19 protein-coding genes are annotated in these 22,741 nt (G+C 72.5%); 6 read left to right on the forward strand and 13 right to left on the reverse strand.

The window, feature by feature from the left end; genetic code table 11:
- Positions 1-2: 2 nt before the first annotated feature.
- Both NYP07_RS13695 and NYP07_RS13700 read left to right on the forward strand, forming a co-directional pair.
- Complete coding sequence (locus tag NYP07_RS13695; protein ID WP_268151352.1) at positions 3-722, forward strand: biotin--[acetyl-CoA-carboxylase] ligase; 720 nt, start codon at positions 3-5, stop codon at positions 720-722.
- Positions 722-1,396: a hypothetical protein gene (locus NYP07_RS13700; protein WP_268151354.1), complete on the forward strand. Its 675-nt coding sequence runs from the start codon at positions 722-724 to the stop codon at positions 1,394-1,396. The genes NYP07_RS13695 and NYP07_RS13700 overlap by 1 nt, the downstream gene beginning before the upstream one ends.
- Here the strand turns inward: NYP07_RS13700 and NYP07_RS13705 are convergent.
- The 4 genes from NYP07_RS13705 to tkt all read right to left on the reverse strand — a co-directional run bounded on the left by NYP07_RS13705 (position 1,382) and on the right by tkt (position 7,485).
- Positions 1,382-3,442, reverse strand: a complete 2,061-nt coding sequence (locus NYP07_RS13705) for a S8 family serine peptidase (protein WP_268151356.1) — start codon at positions 3,440-3,442, stop codon at positions 1,382-1,384. The genes NYP07_RS13700 and NYP07_RS13705 overlap by 15 nt on opposite strands.
- Before the next feature lie 140 nt (positions 3,443-3,582).
- Positions 3,583-4,581, reverse strand: a complete 999-nt coding sequence (gap, locus tag NYP07_RS13710; protein ID WP_268151358.1) for a type I glyceraldehyde-3-phosphate dehydrogenase — start codon at positions 4,579-4,581, stop codon at positions 3,583-3,585.
- Positions 4,582-4,674: 93 nt separating this feature from the next.
- Positions 4,675-5,355 carry a 5-methylcytosine-specific restriction endonuclease subunit McrB gene (locus NYP07_RS13715; protein ID WP_268151360.1) on the reverse strand — a complete coding sequence of 227 codons (681 nt, stop codon included), beginning with the start codon at positions 5,353-5,355 and terminating at the stop codon, positions 4,675-4,677.
- 114 nt (positions 5,356-5,469) lie between these two features.
- The gene (gene tkt, locus NYP07_RS13720) at positions 5,470-7,485 is read right to left on the reverse strand and encodes a transketolase (protein WP_268151362.1); all 2,016 of its coding nucleotides are present in this window, start codon (positions 7,483-7,485) and stop codon (positions 5,470-5,472) included.
- A 112-nt stretch (positions 7,486-7,597) separates the two neighbouring features.
- On the opposite strand from tkt, the gene NYP07_RS13725 reads away from it, so the two are divergent.
- Complete coding sequence (locus NYP07_RS13725; protein WP_268151364.1) at positions 7,598-8,209, forward strand: hemerythrin domain-containing protein; 612 nt, start codon at positions 7,598-7,600, stop codon at positions 8,207-8,209.
- On the opposite strand, the gene NYP07_RS13730 is transcribed toward NYP07_RS13725, so the two are convergent.
- The 3 genes from NYP07_RS13730 to NYP07_RS13740 all read right to left on the reverse strand — a co-directional run bounded on the left by NYP07_RS13730 (position 8,134) and on the right by NYP07_RS13740 (position 12,635).
- A complete protein-coding gene (locus tag NYP07_RS13730) occupies positions 8,134-11,334 on the reverse strand; it encodes a ligand-binding sensor domain-containing diguanylate cyclase (protein ID WP_268151366.1) in 3,201 nt (1,066 codons plus the stop codon). The genes NYP07_RS13725 and NYP07_RS13730 overlap by 76 nt on opposite strands.
- 49 nt (positions 11,335-11,383) lie before the next feature.
- On the reverse strand, positions 11,384-11,512 hold the full coding sequence (locus NYP07_RS13735) for a hypothetical protein (protein WP_268151368.1): 129 nt from the start codon (positions 11,510-11,512) through the stop codon (positions 11,384-11,386).
- Positions 11,513-11,654: 142 nt separating this feature from the next.
- Positions 11,655-12,635: a potassium channel beta subunit family protein gene (locus NYP07_RS13740; RefSeq protein WP_268151370.1), complete on the reverse strand. Its 981-nt coding sequence runs from the start codon at positions 12,633-12,635 to the stop codon at positions 11,655-11,657.
- A 73-nt stretch (positions 12,636-12,708) separates the two neighbouring features.
- Here NYP07_RS13740 and NYP07_RS13745 point away from each other — a divergent pair, with 73 nt between their 5' ends.
- The 3 genes from NYP07_RS13745 to NYP07_RS13755 all read left to right on the forward strand — a co-directional run bounded on the left by NYP07_RS13745 (position 12,709) and on the right by NYP07_RS13755 (position 15,159).
- The gene (locus NYP07_RS13745; protein ID WP_268151372.1) at positions 12,709-13,890 is read left to right on the forward strand and encodes an FAD-dependent monooxygenase; all 1,182 of its coding nucleotides are present in this window, start codon (positions 12,709-12,711) and stop codon (positions 13,888-13,890) included.
- 17 nt (positions 13,891-13,907) lie between these two features.
- The gene (locus tag NYP07_RS13750; protein WP_268151373.1) at positions 13,908-14,534 is read left to right on the forward strand and encodes a hypothetical protein; all 627 of its coding nucleotides are present in this window, start codon (positions 13,908-13,910) and stop codon (positions 14,532-14,534) included.
- A gap of 70 nt (positions 14,535-14,604) precedes the next feature.
- The gene (locus NYP07_RS13755) at positions 14,605-15,159 is read left to right on the forward strand and encodes a hypothetical protein (RefSeq protein WP_268151375.1); all 555 of its coding nucleotides are present in this window, start codon (positions 14,605-14,607) and stop codon (positions 15,157-15,159) included.
- On the opposite strand, the gene NYP07_RS13760 is transcribed toward NYP07_RS13755, so the two are convergent.
- From NYP07_RS13760 to NYP07_RS13785, 6 genes are all read right to left on the reverse strand, one after another.
- Positions 15,160-16,452, reverse strand: coding sequence for an MFS transporter (locus NYP07_RS13760; RefSeq protein WP_268151376.1), 1,293 nt, complete (start codon positions 16,450-16,452; stop codon positions 15,160-15,162).
- 76 nt (positions 16,453-16,528) lie between these two features.
- Entirely contained in the window at positions 16,529-17,326 is a 798-nt protein-coding gene (locus tag NYP07_RS13765; protein ID WP_268151378.1) for a carbon-nitrogen hydrolase family protein, read from the reverse strand.
- Between the two features lie 10 nt (positions 17,327-17,336).
- A complete protein-coding gene (locus NYP07_RS13770) occupies positions 17,337-17,690 on the reverse strand; it encodes a hypothetical protein (RefSeq protein ID WP_268151380.1) in 354 nt (117 codons plus the stop codon).
- A gap of 12 nt (positions 17,691-17,702) precedes the next feature.
- Positions 17,703-18,107, reverse strand: coding sequence for a hypothetical protein (locus NYP07_RS13775; RefSeq protein ID WP_268151382.1), 405 nt, complete (start codon positions 18,105-18,107; stop codon positions 17,703-17,705).
- 63 nt (positions 18,108-18,170) lie between these two features.
- Positions 18,171-20,291, reverse strand: coding sequence for an FUSC family protein (locus NYP07_RS13780; RefSeq protein WP_268151384.1), 2,121 nt, complete (start codon positions 20,289-20,291; stop codon positions 18,171-18,173).
- Complete coding sequence (locus tag NYP07_RS13785) at positions 20,288-22,696, reverse strand: tetratricopeptide repeat protein (RefSeq protein ID WP_268151386.1); 2,409 nt, start codon at positions 22,694-22,696, stop codon at positions 20,288-20,290. The genes NYP07_RS13780 and NYP07_RS13785 overlap by 4 nt, the downstream gene beginning before the upstream one ends.
- Positions 22,697-22,741 lie beyond the last annotated feature (45 nt).

Genomic DNA, 22,741 nt, shown 5'->3' on the forward strand with positions numbered 1-22,741 from the left:
CCATGGAGCGGCGCCACCTCGCCGAATGCGGCTCGACCAACACCGAGGCGCTGGCCCATCTGCGCGACGGCGGCGGGCCGCTGCTGCTGTCGGCCAGCCACCAGACCGCCGGCCGCGGCCGCCTGGGCCGGGCCTGGCAGAGCGATGACGCCGCGCTGACCTTTTCCGTCGCGCTGCCCATGCCGGCCGAGCTGGATCTCTCCGGCCTGTCGCTCGCCGTCGGCTGCACGGTCGCCGACGTGCTGGACCCGGCCGGCGATCGCATCCGGCTCAAATGGCCGAATGACCTCTTCCTGCACGGCGCCAAGCTCGGCGGCATCCTGATCGAAGCCGTGCCCCTGCCCGGCGACAGGCGCGGCGTCGTCATCGGCATCGGCCTGAACCTGCGCGCCCTGCCGCCCGACGCCGACCGCGGCGCCTTCGCCAGCGGCCACGCGGCGCTGCAGGCGCTGGACCCGGCCGCAACGGCACAGGCCACGCTGGACCGCCTCGCACCCGCGCTGCAGGGCCTGCTGGCCGATTTCCAGACGCTGGGCTTCGCGCCCTGGCAGGCCGCGTTCGCGCGCCGCGACCTGGCTGCGGGCCAGCGCGTGCGCGTGGGCGGCCAGCCGGGCATCGCCCGCGGCGTGAACGTGCGCGGCGAGCTGCTGCTGCAAACCGAGGCCGGCGTGCAGACCTGTGCCGCCGGCGAACTCAGCCTCAGACTGGAGACATCCCCGTGATGCGTGCGCTCGTCATCGTGCTGCTGGCGGTCAACGCCCTCTTCTTCGCCTGGTCGCGCGGCTGGCTGGACACGGTCAGCGGCGTCCCCGCCGACGGTGGCCGCGAGCCCCAGCGCCTGGCCGCCCAGCAGCATCCCGAGCGCATCCAGCCGCTGGCCGCCAGCGCCGTGGCCGCGCTGGCGCAGCGCAGCTGCCTGGAGCTGGGCCCGCTGGACGGCGACGCGGCGCTGGCCGCCGCCCAGGCCGCGCTGAAGGCCGCGGGCGCCGAAGCCCAGGTCCGCAGCAGCGAGCAGCCGGGCGTGTGGGTGGTGGCCACCATCAGGCTCGCCGACCCCGATTTCCGCGCCCGCAAGGAAGCCACCTACAAGCAGCTGCGCATCGCCTTCGAGCCGCTGGACGGCCTGCCCGCCGAGCAGCCCGCCTTCGTGCTGAGCCGGCACGAAGGCCAGGCCGAGGCCGCCGCCGAGATCGGCGTGCTGGAAAGGCGCGGCCTGAAGGGCCTGCGCGTGCTGGCGCTGAAGGCCCCGCAGGCCCGCCACAGCCTCGTCGTCGCCCAGGCCGACGGCCTGCTCGCGGCCCGGCTGATGGCCAGCAAGGATCCGGCCCTGGCCGCCGGCTTCAGGGCCTGCAGCGCCGCGCCGACGGCCTCGGCCGCGTCGTCAGCCGCGGGCTGAGCGGCGCAGCGCCAGCGCGGCGCAGAACAGGGCCGCCAGCCAGGCCGGGCCGGCCGCGCCGCCGCCTGACGAGGTCGATGGCGTGCCCGCCGCTGCGGCCACGCTGATGGTGACCGGCTGGCTGTAAACCAGACCGAGGTTGTCGGTGATGTCGGCGCGCACCGTAAAGCTGCCAGCCGCCGTGGGCGTCAGCGTCGCCGTGGCCGAGGTCGCACCGGATGAGAAGCCGCCGACGATGCCGCCGCCGTCGACCAGCACCCAAGCCGTTGAAGCAACGGTGCGCCCGCTGGCCAGGCCGCTGGCGGCAGCGGTCAGCGTCAGGGCCTGGCCGGCTTGCAGGCCGCTAGCGGGGTTCTGCGTGATCGACACGGCTGCACCGGCCAAGGCCTGCGCCGCCTTCACGGCGGCGAAGGCGTCCACCATGCCGGCGCCGCAGGTGCTGGTCGTGCAGTAGCACTCGTCCTGCACCGCAGCGCTGGGTGGCGCGCACATCGGCGGCGTCGGGTTGGCCGAGCTGCCCCCGCCGCTGGTGGGGAACGGGCGTGCCGTCAGCCTGAGGATTTGGGTCGCCTCGGCAGCGCTCAAATTGGGTCGCACCGAGGCCATCAGTCCCACGATGCCGCTGACGATAGGCGCCGAGAAACTGGTCCCCACCGAGGCAGTGCCGCCGGTGTAGGCCGCGTCATTCGGCACCGGTGATGTCGTGCCGCTGTTGGTCGTGCTGACCATCGAATAGATGCAGGGCTGACCTGCACCGATGTTGATGCAGTTGCCGCCGGGTGCCGCGACGGTCACTTCGGGGCCGATGCTGGAGAAGCCGACCTTGGTGCCGACATGGCGCAGCGCCGCGACGCTGACGACGCCCGGGCAGTTGCCCGGCAGCCCCACCGCCTGGCCTTCGGAGTTGCCGGCCGCGACGACGACGGTCGCGCCGGCCGCGCTGACCTGGTCGATCGCCTGACGGTACAGCGAGCCCGTCGAGTCCGTCGCCGCGCAGCTGCCGCTGCCGCCCAGGCTGAGGTTGAGCACCTTGGCCTTGTTGGCATTGGCCGGCACGCCGGGCAGCGAGAGGCCGACCGCCCATTTCATCGCCGCGATGATGTCGCTGTCGTAGCCACCGCATTTGCCGAGCACGCGCAGCGGCAGGATCTTCAGCCCCCAGCCGACGCCGGCCATGCCCAGGCCGTTGTTGCTGGCCGCCGCGATCAGGCCCGACACGCGCGTGCCGTGCCAGGAACTGTTGCCGATGTCGGCCGATGTGCAGTTGCTGCCGAGCGTGTTGACAGGGCTCAGGTCAGCGCTACTGACCCAATCTCCATAGTCCAGCGCCAGCGTCAGGTCGGCGCCGGCCGGCCGGTTCGCAATGGCCTTAGCTGGGTCGCTCGGACTGCTGTAGCCGATGAAGTCGTAGCCGCTCAGGAACTGGCTACTGCCGTCGACGTTCGTGAAGTCGGGGTGGTCGCGGCGCACGCCGGTGTCGATGACGGCGACGACGACGCTGGATGCGCCGGTCGTGATACCCCAGGCGGCCAGCGCATTGATGTTGGACACCACGGCCGGGTTGGTCGAACCGCCTGGCGCCTTCAGATACCACTGGTCGATGGTGCGCGCCGCACTGCCGTCGGGATTGGTGGTCTGTGCGTTCACCGTCGCGCCGCCGAACAGCGGGTCGTTGGGCAGCGCCAGCGCCTTGCGACGGCCGTCCACCGTCACCAGTTCCACTTCGGCGTCGGCGGCCAGCCGGCGCGCCAGCTCGGCGCTGGACAGGCCGCGCGCATGCATCACGTGGGTGCGCTCGTCCAGGCTCAGGCCGGCCGTCAGCGCCTGGCCGGTGCGGGCACCGAGCCCGGTCGCGCGCGTCTGCGCGACATCGCGGGCCTCCGCGGCACCGGCGCGCAGGGCCAGCGCCTTCGCGCGCACGCTGTCGGCCTGGGGCCTGAAGCGCACGATGACGCGGGCCTCGCCGTCGGCTGTCTGGGCCGTCTGGGCCGGCGCTGCGAAGGGGGCGGCCAGGGCGGCGGCGAGGAGGAGGGGGCGCAGCAGCATGGCGACGGCTAGAACAAGGAAGCGGGCCAGTTTAGGTGCCGCCCCGGCGCAGGAAGCAAACAAATGTCACGGCGCAAGAAAGCAGAAACCCTGCAGGACGGGCCGTCCTGCAGGGTTTCTTCGGCGCGGCCGGCGCAGGCTCAGCCGTTCACGACGCGGACCATCTCCAGGCACTTGTTCGAGTAGCCCCACTCGTTGTCGTACCAGGACACCAGCTTGACGAAGGTGCCGTCCAGCGCGATGCCGGCGTCGGCGTCGAAGATGGAGGTGCGCGCATCGCCGCGGAAGTCGGTCGCGACGACCTTGTCCTCGGTGTAGCCCAGCACGCCCTTCAGCGCGCCCTGGCTCTGGGCCTTCATCTCGGCGCAGATCTCTTCATACGACGCGTCCTTGACCAGCTCGACGGTCAGGTCGACGACGGAGACGTCGCTGGTCGGCACGCGGAAGCTCATGCCGGTGAGCTTCTTGTTCAGCTCGGGGATGACCTTGCCGACGGCCTTGGCGGCGCCGGTGCTGCTGGGGATGATGTTCTCGAGGATGCCGCGGCCGCCGCGCCAGTCCTTGTTGCTCGGGCCATCGACGGTCTTCTGCGTCGCGGTGGCGGCGTGCACGGTCGTCATCAGGCCGCGCTTGATGCCCCACTTGTCGTTCAGCACCTTGGCCAGCGGGGCCAGGCAGTTGGTCGTGCAGGAGGCGTTGGAGATGATGGCCTCGCCGGCGTACTTGGCGTGGTTCACGCCGAAGACGAACATCGGCGTCTCGTCCTTGGACGGCGCGCTCATGATGACCTTCCTGGCGCCCGCGGCCAGGTGCTTCTCGCCGCCGGCCTTGTCCAGGAACAGGCCGGTGGACTCGATGACGATGTCGGCGCCGACCTCGCTCCACTTCAGCTCGGCCGGGTCCTTGATGGCGGTCAGGCGGATCTTCTTGCCGTTGACGACCAGCGTGTTGCCCTCGACGGCCACGTCGCCGTCGAACTTGCCGTGCACGCTGTCGTACTTGAGCATGTAGGCCAGGTAGTCGGGCTCGAGCAGGTCGTTGATCGCGACGACCTCGATGTCCTTGAAATTCGCGACGGCGGCACGGAACACCATGCGCCCGATGCGGCCGAAGCCGTTGATGCCGATCTTGATGGTCATGGAAAAGTCTCCAGAGGATGAAAAATTCGCGTCGGGCGGGATTCTCGGTGATTCGCGCGGTGGGGTGGATTCAAGCGGGTTTCGCCTCCACTCTCAGTCCAGCTTGATGGTGCCGCAGGGCACATCCACCGTGATGGGGGTGTTCAGCAGGTACTCGAAGTCCAGGCGCTTCACGTCCATCACAAGTTCGCCAAGCCACTCGATCAGCGGTGCCCGCGCGGCGTTCCTCGCGCCCTGCTCGATCACCTCATTGGCAAAGGCCGGCTGGCCGAGTCGCCATGTCAGCCGGAACGGGCATCCCATGGCATCCAGGTCGAAAGCCACCGGCCGCGCTTGCAGGTTCTTCATTGCCGCCAGCAGGGACTGCAGCGATGCGCTGCGGAGGAACTGCGGCTGCGCTCGCTCGGTCCAGTTGAAGTTGAAAACCTGGCGGTGCTTGAAGTCCCGACCGTCGGCCAGGCATGGCAGCCGGTACTGGCGGGCGTAGTCCACGACCGCCTCCCGAGTCGTCCGATTCACCGAGTTGTAGAGAACGCGGATCTGCGGCTCCGTACCCGGCGCCGTGAAGTCCATCTCGAGCACCGTGTTGCCGACCCCCAGGTCCGGGCCTCTTTCGGGGGCCATCTCGGCATGGATGCCGATCCTTTCCCGTGGCGGCCATTTCAGGCAGGCGCGAAGATCAGCATCGGACGTCTGCGCCTGAGCGACGGCGCAGGTCAGCAGCGCCAACGCTCCCTGCACGGCCGCCCGCCAAGTCCCGCGCCGCTTGTGCATGTCGAACTCCCTGTTCTGTGTGAGCGCAGGTTTTTAACGCCGGAATGTCGTCACCAAGCTCCAGGCTTACCCCGCAGTGACTCCAAGCGGCCTGAAACGGCGGCCCAGGGCGGCTTACTTCTTCTTCAGCACCGCCTTCACGGTCGCCGCGACGTTCTCGGCCGTGAAGCCGAAGTGCTTGAACAGCACCGGCGCCGGGGCCGATTCGCCGAAGCTGTCGATGCCGACGACGGCGTCGCAGCCGTACTTCCACCAGAAGTCGCTGACGCCCATCTCGACGGCCACGCGCGGCAGGCCCTTGGGCAGCACGCTCTTCTTGTAGTCCTTGTCCTGGCGGTCGAACACGCTGGTGGAGGGCATCGACACGACGCGCACCTTCACGCCCTCGGCGGCCAGCAGCTGCTGCGCGGCCAGGGCCAGCTGCACCTCGGAGCCGGTGGCGATGATGACGGCCTTGGCCTTGCCCTTGGCGGGCTCGGCGAGCACATAGGCGCCCTTGGCGATCTCGTCGACATTGGTCTTGGGCGAGTAGGCCAGGTTCTGGCGGCTCAGCGCCAGCAGGCTGGGGCGCTGGGCGTTGCCCAGCGCCATGGTCCAGGCGACGACGGTCTCGGTCGTGTCGGCCGGGCGCCAGACGTCCAGGCCCGGGATCAGGCGCAGCGAAGCGACATGCTCGATGGACTGGTGGGTCGGGCCGTCTTCGCCCAGGCCGATGGAGTCGTGCGTCATCACGTGGATGACGCGCTGCTTCATCAGCGCGGCCATGCGGATGGCGTTGCGGCTGTAGTCGCTGAAGGTCAGGAAGGTGCCGCCGTAGGGGATGAAGCCGCCGTGCAGGGCCACGCCGTTCATGACGGCGGCCATGCCGAACTCGCGCACGCCGTAGTTGATGTGGCGGCCGTTGTTGGGCGTGCCGGCGGCGTCAAAGCGCAGGCTGGGCGTGTGACTGGTGTTGGTCAGGTTGGAGCCGGTCAGGTCGGCGCTGCCGCCCAGCATCTCGGGCAGCTGGCCGGTGAAGGCTTCCAGCGCGATCTGGCTGGCCTTGCGGCTGGCGACGGTCTGGGCCTCGGTGTGGGCCTTGACGACGGCGTCCACGGCGAGCTGAGCGAAGTTGGCGGGCAGCACGCCGGCCATGCGGCGCTGGAACTCGGCGGCCAGCTCGGGGTGGGCCTCGGCATAGGCGTCGAAGCGTTCCTCCCAGGCGGCCTCGGCCTCGGCGCCCGCGGCCTTGGCGTCCCAGGCGGCATAGACCTCGGCCGGCACGACGAAGGGCTCGGCGGTCCAGCCGATGGCCGCGCGGGTCAGCTTGATCTCCTCGGCGCCGAGCGGCTCGCCGTGGGCCTTGGCGGTGTCGGCGCGGTTGGGGCTGCCCTTGCCGATGTGGGTCTTGGCGATGATGAGGGTCGGCCTGTCGGCGCTGGTCTTGGCCTGCGCGATGGCGGCGTCGACCGCATCGACGTCGTGGCCGTCCACCGGGCCGATGACGTTCCAGCCATAGGCGGCGAAGCGCTGGGCCGTGTTGTCGGCGAACCAGGGCGCGACCTGGCCGTCGATGGAGATGCCGTTGTCGTCGTAGATGGCGATCAGCTTGTTCAGCTTCCAGGCCGCGGCCAGCGACGCGGCCTCGTGGCTGATGCCTTCCATCAGGCAGCCGTCGCCCAGGAAGACATAGGTGTGGTGGTCGACGATGGCGTGGCCGTCGCGGTTGAAGTCGCGCGCCATCAGCTTCTCGGCCAGGGCCAGGCCGACGGCATTGGTCACGCCCTGGCCCAGCGGGCCCGTCGTCGTCTCGACGCCGGCCGTGATACCCACCTCGGGGTGGCCCGGCGTCTGGCTGTGCAGCTGGCGGAAGTTGCGCAGCTCCTCGATGGGCAGCGCATAGCCGGTCAGATGCAGCAGCGCATAGATCAGCATGGAGCCGTGGCCGTTGGACAGCACGAAGCGGTCGCGGTCGGCCCAGTGCGGGTTGGCCGGGTTGTGCCGCAGATGGCGCTTCCACAGCGCGACGCCGATCTCGGCCATGCCCATCGGGGCGCCCGGGTGGCCGGAGTTGGCCGCCTGCACCGCGTCCATCGCGAGGGCGCGGATCGCGTTGGCCATGAGGGTGGGGGAGGCGGGCGTTGCAGTCATGGCCGGGGCTTTCTTGGGCTGGAGGGGCAAAACGCGGGATTTTACGGGGGTGCCTGAGCGCGCCTTGATCCAGCGCAAGGCCGGGCCGTCGCCGCCGCGCGACGCTTGCGGCATGCCTGCATCGACACTGCCCCTGGCCCTGCGCGTCATCCGCGCCGAGCACGACGCGCTGGCCGCCATGCTGCGCACGCTGCCGCTACTGCTCCAAGCCCAGCGCCGCAGCGGCACGCCGGCCGACTTCGGCGCGCTGCGCGCGATGCTGTTCTATGTGGACGAATTCCCTGAGCGCCTGCATCACACCAAGGAGAGCGAGCTGCTCTTTCCCAAGCTGCGCGCCCGCGTGCCGGCGCTGCGCGACACGCTGGACGACCTGGACGCCGACCATGCCCAGGGCGAACGCGCCATCCGCGAGCTGCAGCACAGCCTGCTGGCCTGGGAGCAGATGGGCGAGCCGCGGCGGGACAAGTTCGAGCAGCAGCTCCAGGTCTACACGGCGCGCTATCTGCGCCACATGAAGCGCGAGGAGACCGAGGTGCTGCCGCTCGCTGCGGACATCCTCGGCGCCGCGGACTGGGCCGAGCTGGACGAGGCCTTCGGCAGCCACCGCGACCCGCTCGCGCCGCGCCCGGGCCAGCAGGTGGACGAGGCCTACGCGCCGCTGCGCGAGCGCATCCTGGCGGCGCTGCCGGCGCCCTTTGGCTGGGGGCCGGCGCTGGCGGCCTGAAGCGCCGCCGACACCTGCAGCTGCAGCCGGCCGCTGGCGGCCCAGTCGGCGAGGTCGCGGCGGGCGTCCTGGCGCAGCTCGGTCTCGCTGGCCGCGCGGGCCTGCAGCAGGCCGGCCCAGGCATTGCGGTCGGCGGCCTTGGCCGCATACAGGGCCGCGTCGGCCAGGTCGACGACCTGGCGCCAGTCGAGGGCGCGCGGCAACCCCGGGCACAGCGGGAAGGCCGCGAAGCCGACCGAGCAGCTGCACTGCAGCGGCGTGCCGTCGGCCAGCACGAAGGGTTCGGCCGCGACGGCGTGGCGGGCGCGCTCGGCCAGCTCGGCCGCGCGCCCGCGCGGCAGGCCGCGGGCGACGACGAGGAACTCCTCGCCGCCCCAGCGGATCAGGTAGTCGGCCTCGCGGAAGACCTGCTGCAGCCGGCTGCGCATCAGCTTGAGCACGTCGTCGCCGGCGCCATGGCCGCGCTCGTCGTTGATGCGCTTGAAGTGGTCGAAGTCGATCAGGAAGAACAGCAGGTCCTGGTCGTCCGCGGGCGGGGCGCCCGGCGCGGGCTCGTGGTGGCGCACGACCATGGCGACGTCGGCCGGCATCTGGCGCTCCAGGAAGCGGCGGTTGCGCAGGCCGGTCAGCGGATCGGTGAGGCTGGCCTCCTCCAGCTCGACGGACTTGGCGGCCAGCTCGGTCGTCGCGGCCTCCAGCGCCTCGGTGCGCTCGCGCACGCGGGCCTCCAGCACGCGGCGGTGGCGCAGCAGCAGCCGCGTGCGCATGTTGACGATGGCGGCCACGGCGGCCAGCGCGAGCAGCAGGGCCAGGGCCAGCGCCCAGCGGCCCTGCCACCAGGCGGCATGCACGTCGACGTCCAGCACCAGCTCGTGGGGGCTCCAGGCGCCGTCGCGGTTGCTGCCCTGCAGATGCAGCCTGTAGTGGCCGGGCGACAGGTTGGTGTAGGCCGCCGTGCGCATCAGCACGCCGGCGTCGACCCAATGGCGGTCCAGCCCGTCGAGGCGGTAGCGGTAGCGGTTGCGGCCGGGCTGGCTGTAGTCCAGCGACGCGAAGGACAGGCTGAAGCCGCGCTCGCCGGGCGCCAGCACCAGCGGCTGGCCGTCGGCCGGCAGCGCGCGCTCGCCGCCCTCGACGCGCAGCTCGGAGGCGACCAGCGGCGGCTGGTAGGCCCAGGGCGAGAACTTGGCCGGGTCGATGACGAGCAGGCCGCGCGCGCCGCCGAACAGCATGCGGCCGTCGTCCAGCGCCGCATAGGCGCGGAACCAGCCGGTGCCGAGGTCGGCGCCGTCGGCCGCGCCCAGCTCGCGGCGCTCGCCGCTGGCCGGGTCGAACATATTGCGCTGCGACCAGATGCGGCCCTTGGCGTCGAGCAGCAGATTGGCCCCGAAGGCGCCGCCGACCTCGGACGCCGCGACGGCCTCGAAGCGCGCATGGTGGCCGTCGCTCGCGACGAGGCGGTGCAGGCCGGTGCCGGTGTCGACCCACAGCACGCCCCTGGCGTCGACGGCCATGCCGAGCACGGTCTGGCCGGTCAGGCCGCTGGACTCGATCCACTCGGCCAGCGGCTCGGCCGCGCCCGGCCGGGCGATGCGCAGCAGCCCCGCCGCGCCGCCGGCCCACAGGCTGCCGTCGGGCATGTCGGCGAAGGCATTGACCTCGCCGGTGCCGCCCACCAGGCCGGCCGTGGGCACGGCGCGCATCGCCGGCCGCGCGGGCGTCCAGCGCATCAGGCCGTCCAGCGTCGCGATCCACAGCGCGCCGTCGTCGGTGGCATGCAGGCGGCGCGGCACGGCGTTGCCGCTGCGCAGCGTCTGCTGCCAGCGGCCCCGGGCGTCGAAGCGCAGCAGCTGGGTGTCGACGGCGGCCCAGACCGAGCCGTCGCGCGTCTGCCCGAGGGCGTTGACGCGGCCGGGCGGCAGGCCGCCCGCACCTGGCACAGCGGGCGCGATGCGGCCCAGCGGCCGCAGCTCGCGGTCGCGCTTCTCGATGCCGCCGGCCAGCATGCCGAGCCAGACCTCGCCGCTGCGCAGCTGCAGCGCACTGCGCACGTCCAGGCCGCCGGCCGCGGCGGCGCCGATGGGCTCGCGCACCATGCTCAGGCCCGGCAGCGGCGGCACATGGCGCATCAGGCCGCCGCCGAAGCTGCCGACCCAGACCGTGCCCGAGGGGTCGCGCAGCAGCGCGCGCACGTCGCTGCGCGGCGCGTTGCCAGCGCCGCCGGCCGGCAGGCGTTCGATCAGGCCGCCGTCGGCCGCGCGGTGGCGCTCGATGCCGGAGGCGTCGCCGAACCACAGCTCCTCGGCCGAGGCCTGGGTCATGGTCATCACCGGCCAGGCGCCGCCGTGGCTGCCGGTGCCGGCGCTGAAGGGCAGCGCCTGGCCGTCGGCACCGACGGCACGCAGCCGGCCCTCGGCGGTGCCGACGATGATGCGGCCGTCCTGGGTCTCGGCCAGCAGCGTGATGAGCTGGTCCTTCAGGCCGAGGTCCAGCGCCTCGATGGGGCCGTCGGCCGCCTTGCGCGCCAGCCCCCGCCAGCTGCCGATCCACAGCGTGCCGGCGCGGTCGACGAGCAGGGACTGCACGCGCGCGTCGGGCAGGCCGTCGTCGGGGCCGCGGTGGTGGGTGAAGCGCTGCGTCTGCACGTCCAGCCGGTCCAGGCCGCCGCTGCCGCCTATCCACAGCGTGCCGTCCTTCTCCAGCGCCAGCGCGCGCACCGTGTTGGCGGCCGGCGCGGTCTCGTCGGCCGAGGCGCCGCTGCGCGCCCAGCGCGACCACTGGCCGCTGGCCAGGTCCAGCCGCACCAAGCCGGCATTGCCCGCCGCCACCCAGAGCCAGCCGCGCGGGTCGGCCAGCAGCGCGCGCACGAACTGCTCGGCCAGCAGGCTGCCGTCGGGCGCGCACAGCGGATAGCGGCGGAAGGCATAGCCGTCGAAGCGCAGCAGGCCCTCGGCCGAACCGGCCCACAGCAGGCCGCGCGCATCCAGGGTCAGCGCCGACACGACGTTGTCCCGCACGGCGCCCGGCTCCCCCACCGGTTCGAAGCGCGGCTCCATGGCCCGCGCGCCGCTGCTGATCGCCGCCGCCGCCAGCAGCACGGCGCAGCAGGTCCTGAATCCCTTCATGCGGCGCATTCTGCGCGATGGCATCGGCGCGCCGGCCCGAGGGTCGGATTCACATCGGGCCGGCGCTCCCGAGGATCTGCAGGACCTCGGCGTCCAGGCCGGCGTCCGCGGCAACGACGTCGACCCAGCGCGCGCTGTGGTCGCCGTCGCGGCAGACCTCAGGCTGCCGCTCACGCATCTGCACCCGCACCGCATCGCCTGCCGGGGGGCATGTCGTAGCGCACCAGCCGACGCTGGTGCCGATCCGGATCAGGCCGCGCTCGTCCTTGGCCAGCGCCGTGACGATGCCGTGGACGATGGCCGCCGTGCCACCGCCCGCGTCACTGCGCCAGCGGCTTGGTGATCGCGTCGATGCGCTCGACCACCTCGGCCGTCAGCCTGGGCGTGACGGCCAGCGCACCGAGGTTGTCCTGCAGCTGCTCGATGCGGCTGGCGCCCAGGATGACTGTGGACACGCGCGGGTTGCGGTTGATCCAGGCGATGGCCAGCTGCGCCAGGCTGCAGCCCAGCTCGGCGGCGATCTCGGCCAGCCGGCCGACGGCGTCGTTCCTGGCCTTGTCCTGCAGCTGCTCGCGCATCCAGCCCATGCTCTCCAGCGCGCCGCGGCTGCCGGCCGGAATGCCGTGGCGGTATTTGCCGGTCAGCAGGCCCGAGGCCAGCGGGCTCCAGGTCGTCAGGCCCAGGCCGATGTCCTCGTAGAGCCGCGCATAGTCCTGCTCGACGCGGCGGCGGTGGAAGAGGTGGTACTGCGGCTGCTCGACGACGGGCTTGTGCAGGTGGTGGCGCTCGGCGATCTCCCAGGCCGCGCGGATGTCGGCCGCGCTCCACTCGCTGGTGCCCCAGTACAGCGCCTTGCCCTGGCGGATGATGTCGCTCATCGCCCAGACGGTTTCCTCGATGGGCGTGTGCGGGTCGGCGCGGTGGCAGTAGATCAGGTCCAGGTGCTCCAGCTGCAGGCGCCTGAGCGAGCCGTCGACGGCCTGCATCAGGTATTTGCGGTTCAGCGTGTCCTTGCGGTTTACCGTCACGCCGTCGCGCTGCAGACCCCAGAAGAATTTGCTCGACACGATGTAGTCCAGGCGGTTCCAGCCCAGCGCCTTGAAGGCCTGGCCCATGACGACCTCGCTCTCGCCCTGGGCATAGACCTCGGCGTTGTCGAAGAAGTTGATGCCGGCGTCGAAGGCGGCGGCCAGCATCTCGGTGGCGGCCTTGGTGTCGACCTGGTTGTGATACGTGACCCAGGAGCCGAGCGAGAGTTCGGAGACCTGGAGGCCGGCACGGCCGAGGCGGCGGTATTGCATGGCAGATCCTGCGGGGGTGTGGGGAAGGTGCGGCAGCTTAGCGGCGCGCATCGCCCCAGGTATCGTTGGGGGCATGAATCTCGCCGTCATCGGCGCCGGCCCCGCCGGCCTCGCGCTCGCCCTGCTGGCCGCCGAGCGCCTGCCCCAGGCCCGCATCCACCTGTTCGACACCCGCCCGCTGGACCGCGACGTCGGCGGCGACGCGCGCACGCTGGCGCTGAACCTCGGCAGCATCCGGCTGCTGCAGCGCCTCGGCGCCTGGCGGCCCGACGCGGCCCAGGCCATCCAGGCCGTGCACGTCAGCCAGGCGCCGCCCGCGCCGGTGGCCGGCGAGGTGTGGCTGCGCGCGGCCGAGCTGGGCGTGCCGCAGCTCGGCGCCGTGCTGCCCTATGGCGCGCTGGTGGCGCCGCTGCAGCAGCGTTGGCTGGCGCTGGCCGCGGCGCAGCCGGCGCGGCTGTTCACGCGCTTCGCCACCGCCGTGCATGCGATCCGCTCGCAGGCCGGCGGCGTGGAGCTGGACTGCGGCGAAGGCCCGGTCGTCGACCGCTTCGACCTCGCCGTCGTCGCCGAGGGCGGCGTGTTCGCCGAGCAGGAGCGCAAGGCCATCCAGAGCGACTACCACCAGAACGCCTGGGTCGGCACCGTGCGCCTGGCCGCGCCGGGCCTGCAGGGCCTGGCTGTCGAGCGCTTCACGCGCAACGGGCCGCTGGCCCTGCTGCCGCTGCCCGACGACGCCCAGGGCGCGCGCGCCGCGCTGGTGTGGTGCCTGCCGCAGCCGGAAGACGACATCGCCGCGCTGGACGACGCGCAGCGCCTCGTCGTCATCCAGCAGCAGCTGCCCGCCGTGGCCGGGCGCCTGGCCGGCATCTCGGCGCTGAAATGCTTCCCGCTCGGGCTGAACGCCGAGACGCGGCTGCTGCAGGGCCGCGCGCTGCGCATCGGCAACGCGGCCCAGACCCTGCACCCGGTGGCCGGCCAGGGCCTCAACCTCGGCCTGCGCGACGCGCAAGCCCTGGTGGACGCGCTGCGCGAGGCGGCCGAGACCGGCGCCAGCCTGGACGCCGCGCTGGCCCGCATCGACCGGCAGCGTGCCCCCGACCGCTGGCCGATGATCGTGGCGACCGACTTCCTCGCGCGCAGCTTCGCGTGGCGGCTGCCCGGCCTGCCGGGCCTGCGCGGCCTGGCCCTGGCCGGGCTGGAGCTGGCCACGCCGCTGAAGCGCACCATCGCCCACCGCATGATGTTTGGTGCGTGATGAGCCCGAGACCCCCGATGCGATACGCCCTCCCCCTCTCGGCCAGCCTGCTGCTGTTGGCCGCCGCCCAGGCCGCCTCGGCACAGGCGGCGCCCCTGATCGCGCCAACCAAGCCCGTTGCCGGCGTGTCGCAGGAGGAATGGTCCAAGCGCTGGTGGCGCTGGGCCCTGTCCTTCGACGACGACGACAGCCCGGTCACCGACCCCGACGGCAGCCGGTGCGCCGCGGGCCAGTCGGGCCCGGTCTGGTTTCTGGCCGGCAGCTATGGCACGGCGCGCACCATCCGCAGCTGCCATGTGCCGGCCGGCAGGACGCTGTTCTTCCCGCTCGTCAACGCCCTCGCCATGGAGCCCGACGACGCGGACGAGTCCTGCGCATCGCTGAAGCGGCGCGCCGCGCGGCAGACGCCGGCGTCTTCGGCTCTGGTGCTGGAGGTCAACGGCCGGCGCTTCCACGGCCTGGACGCCCACCGGCAGGCGACGCGGCGCTGCTTCCATGTCGTCGACGGCGACGACACGCTGGCCGCCGGCAACGGCTTCTACGTCGCCCTCGGCCCGCTCAGGCGCGGCCGCTACACGCTGAACTTCGGCGGCATCCTGCCCGAGCAGTCCCAGGCCGTGACCTACACGCTGGACGTGGACTGAAAACTTCTGCGGCGCAAAACCCGGCCGTTTCGGCGGATCGGCGGCGCGCCCGCCGGCCTAGCATGGACCGATGCCCCACCCTGCCCGCCTCCTTGCCGCCGCGCTGCTGGCCGCCCTGGCCGGCTGCGGCACGCCCAGCCGGCCGCTGCCCATGACCGTCACGGCGGCCGATGCGCTGCAGATCCGCGGCTGGGTGCCGGACGCGCTGAAGGCCCAGGTCGCGCTGGCCGAAGTCCAGGGCGGCGCGGAGACGGAGCACTGGTGGGGCTCCAAGGTCAGCGCCGCCGCGCTGCAGCAGGCGCTGGAGGGGTCGCTCTATGCCGTGGGCATGAAGCCGCCGGCGCCGCAACCCCTGCCGCGCTTCGAGCTGCGGGCCGAGCTGGCCCTGCTGGAGCAGCCCAGGCTGGCGGTGGCCGGCGTGACGGTGGGCGTGGCGGTGCGCTACACGCTGGTCGACAAGGCCGATGGCCGCGTCGTCTACCAGCGCCTCATCGCCAGCCAGGAGGAAGCCCGTCTGGGCGAAGCCATCCTGTCGCCGTCGGAGCGGCTGCGCATCGCCAACGAGCGCGCGCTGCGCGGCAACATCAACCTGCTGCTGCGCGACCTGGTGACGCTGCGGCCCTGATCAGCCGCCGTGGGCCAGCTCATGCTGGCGGCGCCCGGCCGTCCGCCACAGCAGCAGCGCACAGGCGCAGCCGGCCACGCTGGCGGCGCCGAAGAAGGCCATCATGCCGCCATAGCCCGCCGGGTTGGCGGCACCGGCGCCGAATCGGTCGTTCAGCCAACCCGCCGCCAGGTTGGCGCCGGAGATGCCGGCGTTCTGCGCCACCCACATCAGGCCGATGGCGGTGCCAAAGCGGTTGGGGGCGACGAGGCGGCTGGTCAGCGGCCACATGACGGCCGGCACCAGCGAGAAGCTGACGCCGATCAGCGCCGTGGACAGCCACAGGCTCCAATGGGTCAGCGCCAGCACGCCCAGCGCCACCGGCAGCAGCAGCGCGCCCAGCGCCAGGAAGGGCGCATAACGGCCCAGCCGGTCGCACATCCAGCCGAAGGCGGGCGTCGCGAACACGGCGGCGAGGAAGACGTAGCTGTTCATCTCGCCGGCCGTGGCCAGGTCCAGCCCGTGGGCATGCTGGAAATACTTGATCGAGAAGGTGCTGCGGAAGGCCAGGATGACCGAGTACCAGAGCACGCACAGCGCCAGCAGATACCAGTAGGCGCGGCCGAAGTGCAGCAGGTCGCGCCATTGGAATTTCTCGGCCGTCTTGCCCGTCGGCAGCAGGCCGGCGCGGCGCGGGCCGCGGTCCACCCACCAGTAGCCGAAGGCCGCGGCGAAGGACGTGGCCGCGATGGCCGTCGCGATGACGAGCGGCGGCTGCCAGCCCTGGGCATAGGCGCCGGCGAACCAGGTGGGCGACATGTCGGCGCCGTAGGAGCCCATGCGGCCGACGGCCAGCTCCGCGCCCATCGCGAGCGCGAGGCTGCGGCCGCCGAAGTAGTCGGCCACAGCGGCCAGCGTCGCGATGTTGAAGGTCTCGGCGCCGATGCCGTACAGCAGCCGCCCCGCGGCCATGCCGGCGAAATTCGGGCTGAAGGCCGTCAGCGCCGCGCCCAGCGCGCAGATGCCGGCCGTCATCAGCGTCATGCGCGCCGCGCCGAAGCGGTCCACCAGCACGCCGCCAACGAGGATGAGCACGACGTTGGGCAGGCTGTAGATCGCGTTCAGCAGCGCGACCTGCGTGTCCGAGAAGCCGCGCTGCTGCTGCAGCAGGTCGGCCACCGGGCCGATGGAGTCGTAGACGTAGAAGTTGCCGAACAGCGCGATGGCCACCAGCACGCCGACGACCCAGGCCACGCCGCGGCCGGGCTGGGCCGCTGCGGCAAACGACGGGGCAGCCGCGGGTTTGAAGCTCATGACGCTGATCCGGAAGCGCAGAAGCGGGCGAGTCTAAGAGCCCCGCCTCGCCGCGTGGATCGTCACCGGATCAGGGTCAACCCAGGCGCCGGTGGCCCAGCGCCGGCAACTGCTGGCGCACCTGGGCGAGCCGCGCCGGGTCCAGGTCCGCCACGACGACGCCCTCGCCCTCCGGCAGCACGGCCAGCACCTGGCCCCAGGGGTCGACGACCATGCTGTGGCCCCAGGTGCGGCGGCCGTTGGCATGCCGGCCGCCCTGGGCCGGCGCGACGACATAGCACTGGTTCTCGACGGCGCGGGCGCGCAGCAGCAGCTCCCAGTGCGCCTGGCCGGTCGTGTAGGTGAAGGCGGCCGGCACGGCCAGCAGCGCGCTGCCGGCGTAGCCGCGGTAGAGCTCCGGGAAGCGCAGGTCGTAGCAGACCGACAGGCCGACCTGCAGGCCGTTCGCGTCGAAGGCCGTGGGCGTGCCGCCGGCCTCCAGCACGCGGCCCTCGTCGTAGCTCTCGCGGCCGTCGTCGAAGGCGAACAGATGGATCTTGTCGTAGCGCGCCACGCGCCCGCCGCTGGGCGAGAACACCAGTGTCGAATTGCGCACGCGCTCGCTCGTCGCGGCCTTGATCGGCAGCGTGCCGCCGATGAGCCACAGCCCCAGCTCGCGCGCCGCCGTGGCCAGCATGGCCTGGATGGGGCCTTGGCCCTCGTCCTCGGCCAGCGCCAGCTTGTCGCTGTCGTGCATGCCCATCAGGCAGAAATATTCGGGCAGCGCGGCCAGCGCGGCGCCCTGGCGGGCGGCGTCTTCGAGCAGGCGGCGGGCGGTGGCGAGGTTGGCGGCCAGGTCGGGGCCGGAGACCATCTGGCAGGCGGCGATCTTCATGCGGCCGATGCTAAGGGAGGCGCGCCTTGAGTCGAAGAACGCGAACGACCTCTTCAGGATTGGTGCTGCTGCAACGGACCATGTGCTCGCAATAGTCACCCACGGTCTGGATGACCAGCTTGCCTTGCGCCATCTCTTTGAGAAGCTGCCTATCAGCGACATCCTTGATGTCACGATCAACGATGTCGAACTGATTTGCCTTGAAGTCGGAAACCGGGCTCGCCGTCAACTCTTGCCCGAAGCGGGCACCGAGTGACAGGGTCCCCTCGGGCACGTCGAACACCTCAGCCAAATGCCGCAGCGCGCGCCGACGAACGATCTCTTCCAAAGAGGCCGCCGCAGGTTTTTTCACTTCAGCAACCAACGAGCGACACCTTCAAGGTTGCCGGCGAGCATGGTCTGAGCCGCACTTCGGACACCGCTTCACGGTCAACAGCCAGTGCAGCCATTGCCCGACGCTTTGGCACGATATCGCGAACATCACGATCCTCAGCCCGCAATGTTTGCAGCGAACGGCATTGGCCGCCCACCCCAAGCTGACGAAGCAGAGCACCATCGCCCCGAACTGGACGGCGACACCAGGAGCATCCAGCGTTCTTCCGATGCCATCGGGCATCAAGAGGCCGGCGCCCCCGACAGCCAACATGACTCCGGCAAGCCATAGCTTCCATTGCTGCCTTTCAATCAAGACCGGCAATTCGCATTGCTGGCCTTCCACGTCTCTCTGTTTTCGCATGTGCAGGCAGCGCTGGAAGCCGCGCGATTTACTGGGCGGTTTCAAACCTGAATCGCAACGCCCCACCGGGTTGAAGAATCAATGGAGGGTAGCCCGGAATGCATTCGGTCATCCGGCAGAAGGCTGGAGCCGCTCCAGCGCGACGGCGAGCTCGCGCGCCTCATGGCGGCACAGCCGCAGCCGGCGCAGCAGCCAGGGCGTCAGGTCCTGCTGGCCGAGGTGCTCGGGCCAGGCGCCGGCGTCGCCGTCGGGGAGCTCGGCGGGGTCGGTGGCGCTCATGGGCCCGCCCCTGAGCAGGTCGACGCAGGCCTGGCGGGCCAGCGGCAGCGCGGCCTCGGCGCGGGCGGCGTCCAGCCGCGCGCCGCGCCGCTGCACCTGGTGCTGCACGGCGCCCAGCAGGGCCATCAGCCGGTAGCCGTGGCTGAGCGCGGACTCGACCTCGGCCTCGGGCAGGCGCACGCTGAGCGGCTCGACGCGCGTGCGCTGCGCCGTCGCGGCCAGCGCGGCCAGCGCGGCATAGGCCTGCTGGCGGCTCAGGCGCTGGGCCAGTTCCTCCTCGGCGCCGGGCGCCCAGCGCAGCATGTTGGACGCATGCCGCGCCAGCGCGCCGCGCAGCTGCCCGGCCAGGCGCGGCGCGGCCGAGCGCTCCCAGGACGGCAGCACGAAGCTGAACAGCCAGGCCAGGCCGGCGCCGATCAGCGTGTCGGCCAGGCGCTCGACGACGGCCGGGTTGCTGCCCGGCGCCAGCATCAGCGGCTGCAGCAGCGCCATCAGCGTGGCGGCCGTGGCGGCGACGCGGTAGCGGCGGTTCACATAGGCATGGGCCGTGCCCACCGCGGCGATGAAGCACAGGCTCAGCAGCGGCACCGAATGCACATGGGCCAGCAGCAGCACCAGCAGGCAGCCCTGCACCGTGCCGATGATGCGTTCGTTGCGGCGCGCCAGCGTCTGCTCCAGGTTGCCGCGCAGCACGACGGCCACGCTGAGCATCAGCCAGAAGGGGTGGGCCGCCCAGGGCAGGAAGGCGCCCAGCGCATAGGCCAGGGACAGCGCCAGCGCCGAGCGCAGCGCGTGGCGCATGACGCTGGACTGCAGCGTCAGGTGGGGCTTGAGCGCGGCCAGCGGCCAGCCCTCGGGCGACACGAAGGGCGCCAGGCGCTCAGGCGTCCAGGGGCTGGCGGGGTCGTCGCTTTGCCCCTGGCGGGCGACCATCGCGGCCACGTCGTCCAGCATGTGCCCCAGCCGCGTCTGCAGCGCCGAGACGAGATGGCTGCGGCTGTCGCCGGCCGGCGCGCCGACCTCGGCCAGCCGCGCGGCGAGCTGGGCGCGCCAGGCGTCCACCGACACCTCGGGCAGCGGCGCGCCGTAGGCGATGCTGTCGGCCAGCGCGCTCAGCACGTCGGCGAGCTGGCGCAGCGTGTCGGCCAGCGCGGCGCGCCACTGGCGGCCGGGGAAGTCTTGGCCCAGCAGCTCGGTGTCGAGGCGGCTGGCCAGCAGCAGGTCGCGCAGCTCGACGAGGCCGAGCACGAGGTCGGTCTGCTGGCGGCTGCGCGGCGAGCGGCGCGCGGCGAAGACCTGGTCGCGCGCGGCCTGCAGTGCCTCGGCCAGCACGACGTCGTCGGCGATGGATGCGCGGATGCGGGCCTCCTCGCCGCCGACGGCACCGGCGATGCGCTGGGCCCGCGAGCGCAGCCGCTGCTCGGTCGCGCGCAGCGCATTGGCCAGCGCCAGCTGGCGCAGCCGGTGGCGCAACAGCTGGGCGCTCAGGCGCGCCCAGCCCGCGTAGACGCAGCCGCCCAGGCCCACCCAGGCCGCGTGCTCGGCGGGCGAGGTCGCGCCGGCGGTGCGGTCCCAGGCCATCGCGAAGACCATGGCCAGCACCGGGGTGAAGGACAGCGGCCCGGCGCGCAGGCCCCAGGCCAGGGCCATCAGCGACAGGAAGGCCACGACGGCGACCAGGGCCACGGTCAGCGCCAGCGAGCCGTCGGCCAGGCCCACCAGCAGCGTCACCAGCGCCGCGGCGGCGGCGGCGGGCAGCACGCGCGGCAGCACGCGCTGCGGCGGATTGGGCACGTCGGGCAGGCTGGCGCAGACCGCGCCGCCCACGGCCGCGAGGCCGGCGGTGTCGCCGAACAGCGCGCCGACGACGGCATGCGTGGCCGCGACGCCCAGCGCCACGCTGAGGCCGTTGAGGTGGGCCGCCTCGAGGCGCTGGAACAGGGCTTTCACTTGACGAGTAGCTCCATCACGCGGCGCTCGCCGGCCGGCAGCTCGTGCGCCGAGGCCCAGGCGGATTTCTCGGGCCGGTAGACGTATTGCGGCGCGGCGGCGCCGGCGATGCGCTGGCGCAGCGGCACGAGCGCGGCCTGGGCCGCATCGGCCTGGCCCTGGGCCTGCAGCGCGGCGGCGCGCAGGATGGCGGCGAGGTCGCTCCAGGGGCCGGCGGCCAGGGCCGCGTCGGCGGTACGCAGCGCCGCGGCGGCGTCGCCGTCGGCCAGGACCAGCCAGGCCTTCAGCGCCAGCGTGTCGGGGTCGCGCGGGTCGAGGATCAGCGCCTCCTTGACCTGGGCGCGCGCGGCCTCGATGCGGCCGGCGCGCAGCAGGTCCAGCGCATAGTCGCGGCGCAGCGGCAGCAGGCCGGTGCGCAGGCGCAGCACGGCGCCGTACTGCGCGAAGGCCTCGTCCCAGCGGCCGTCCAGGGCCAGCGTGGCCGCCCGGCCCCACAGCGCCTCGGGCTGGTCGCCCTGGTAGGCCAGCACGGCCTGGTAGGCCGCCAGCGCCTGCGGCACGTCGCCCAGGCGGCGGTAGTGGTCGGCCAGGGCCAGGTCGACGCGGAAGCGGTCCTCGCCCTTCAACGCGTCCAGGCCCTTGGCCAGGCCGGGCACGACCTCGGCGGCCAGCGGCGCGCCGCCATGCCAGAGCGCATCGGCGGTGTTCACGCGCAGCAGGCCGCTGTCCGGGTGCAGGGCCAGCGCGCGGGCCGACAGCTCGCGCGCCGCCGCGCCATTGCCTTCCAGCGCCAGCGCAGTCAGGCGCGCAGCCAGCGCGCTCTCGTCGTCGGGCGCGAGCCTGAGCGCGCGCTCGAACAGCGGCGTCGCGTCGGCGAGCCGGCCGTCCTCCAGCTTCTGGTTGCCGGCATTGACGAGGGCGATGGGCAGGCTGGCGCGCGTGTCGCGCTGGGCGAAGAACTGCCGGACCAGCGTGCGCAGCGCGGGGTCGATCGCGACGAGGCGCTCGCGCACGATCTCGCGGCCGTCGAACGCATCACGTCTCGGGGACGCCTCGGCGTTGGCGCCCTCGGCGAAGTATTCCCACACCGAGCCGCCGGCGTAGCGCGACAGGAAGCCGTTGCGGGTCGCCGCATCGCGCGCCTTGGCCTGCTGGTAATGAGCCTCGATCTCGCGCGCCTGGGCTGCCGTCAGCACGCCGTGCACCTGGTGGGTCAGCTCGTGCAGCACGGTGTTGTATCTGTCGAAGATGCTGCGCTCCACGTCCTCGATGCCGGTGACGGTGAAATAGCCGCCCATGCCGCGCACGTCGTCCCACAGCCGCGAGTCGTAGTCGATGCGCGCGTCCTTCAGCGCATGGGCCTGCGGCGTCTCGGACAGGCGCATCCACATCGGCTTGATGAAGTGGGTCGCCCCGCCTTCGACGAGCACGGGGATGAAGGCCTTCCACGGCGCGATGGACAGGGCCACGCGCTTCTGGTGGCGCGGCGACAGCTGCTTCCAGTTCAGCACATAGCGCTCGATGCCGGGCACGACGGGCATGGGCGTGGCGGCGAAGCGGCGCTCGTAGCCGGCGCGGTGCACGTCGACGGCGAAGCGCTGCGACTCCAGCGCCTTGGCCGCGATGGCGTGGGCGCGGCCGAGCTGCGGGCAGCGTTCCAGCACGGCCAGGCTGATCGCGAGCGCGGCGTCGAAGTCGCCGCGCTCGAAGGCGTCGGACGCGCGGCGCACGTCGGCCATCAGCGGCGCGAAGCCCTCGCCCAGGCGCTGGCCGAGCTGGCTGTAGTTCTCGCGGGCATAGCCGTTGCCAAGCAGATAGTGGGCCATCTCGTGATGGCGGTTCAGCGCGACGGCCTGCTCGGCCGCGGCGATGGCGTCCTCCGTGCGGCCCAGGCGGATCAGCGTGTCGGCCAGCGCGCTGAAGCCGTCGGCCGTGCGCTCGGCGGCGAGGCCTTCCTCCAGCCGCTGCAGCGACGCGTCGAACTCGCGCAGCTGGTAGTGGCGCTGGCCGAGGCCGCGCAGGGCCTGGGCCTTGTCCACCGGCCGCGTGGCCTTGGCCAGCGCGCGCTCTAAGCAGAGCCTGGCGCGGTCGAAGTCGCGCCGATCCAGCGCCAGCCGGCCGGCGGCCAGCAGGTCGACGGCCTCGGTGCCGGCCTCGCGCAGCACGCCGCGCGTGCGGCGGTCGACGGCGGCGCCGTCGTCGCGGGCGAACAGCCACTGGTAGACGAGGCCGCGCTCGGCCGCATCGGGATGCTTCTCGCGCAGCAGCGCGTCGAGCCCGCTGCGCGCCGGGGCGTAGCGCTGCTCGGTCAGCAGCGTCTGCAGCCGTGCGGTGTCGGTGGCCGCAACGGCGGCGTTCAGGGTCAGGCAGGCGGCCAGGGTGATGGCCAGTTGGCGCCAGGGCATGCGGGCAGCTCCATCTGTGGAGCCGGCATGCTAAGGCAGCGTCGC

It is taken from the genome of Pelomonas aquatica, assembly GCF_026712205.1.
In the GTDB taxonomy this organism is placed as follows: Bacteria; Pseudomonadota; Gammaproteobacteria; order Burkholderiales; family Burkholderiaceae_C; genus Pelomonas; species Pelomonas aquatica.

Coding starts and splice junctions, on each gene's coding strand:
- NYP07_RS13750 (WP_268151373.1), top strand. CDS start 13,908: ATGCGATACGCCCTCCCCCTCTCGGCCAGCCTGCTGCTGTTGGCCGCC.
- NYP07_RS13760 (WP_268151376.1), bottom strand. CDS start 16,452: ATGAGCTTCAAACCCGCGGCTGCCCCGTCGTTTGCCGCAGCGGCCCAG.
- NYP07_RS13725 (WP_268151364.1), top strand. CDS start 7,598: ATGCCTGCATCGACACTGCCCCTGGCCCTGCGCGTCATCCGCGCCGAG.
- NYP07_RS13765 (WP_268151378.1), bottom strand. CDS start 17,326: ATGAAGATCGCCGCCTGCCAGATGGTCTCCGGCCCCGACCTGGCCGCC.
- gap (WP_268151358.1), bottom strand. CDS start 4,581: ATGACCATCAAGATCGGCATCAACGGCTTCGGCCGCATCGGGCGCATG.
- NYP07_RS13695 (WP_268151352.1), top strand. CDS start 3: ATGGAGCGGCGCCACCTCGCCGAATGCGGCTCGACCAACACCGAGGCG.
- NYP07_RS13715 (WP_268151360.1), bottom strand. CDS start 5,355: ATGCACAAGCGGCGCGGGACTTGGCGGGCGGCCGTGCAGGGAGCGTTG.
- NYP07_RS13705 (WP_268151356.1), bottom strand. CDS start 3,442: ATGCTGCTGCGCCCCCTCCTCCTCGCCGCCGCCCTGGCCGCCCCCTTC.
- NYP07_RS13730 (WP_268151366.1), bottom strand. CDS start 11,334: ATGAAGGGATTCAGGACCTGCTGCGCCGTGCTGCTGGCGGCGGCGGCG.
- NYP07_RS13740 (WP_268151370.1), bottom strand. CDS start 12,635: ATGCAATACCGCCGCCTCGGCCGTGCCGGCCTCCAGGTCTCCGAACTC.
- tkt (WP_268151362.1), bottom strand. CDS start 7,485: ATGACTGCAACGCCCGCCTCCCCCACCCTCATGGCCAACGCGATCCGC.
- NYP07_RS13785 (WP_268151386.1), bottom strand. CDS start 22,696: ATGCCCTGGCGCCAACTGGCCATCACCCTGGCCGCCTGCCTGACCCTG.
- NYP07_RS13735 (WP_268151368.1), bottom strand. CDS start 11,512: ATGCGTGAGCGGCAGCCTGAGGTCTGCCGCGACGGCGACCACAGCGCG.
- NYP07_RS13755 (WP_268151375.1), top strand. CDS start 14,605: ATGCCCCACCCTGCCCGCCTCCTTGCCGCCGCGCTGCTGGCCGCCCTG.
- NYP07_RS13745 (WP_268151372.1), top strand. CDS start 12,709: ATGAATCTCGCCGTCATCGGCGCCGGCCCCGCCGGCCTCGCGCTCGCC.
- NYP07_RS13700 (WP_268151354.1), top strand. CDS start 722: ATGCGTGCGCTCGTCATCGTGCTGCTGGCGGTCAACGCCCTCTTCTTC.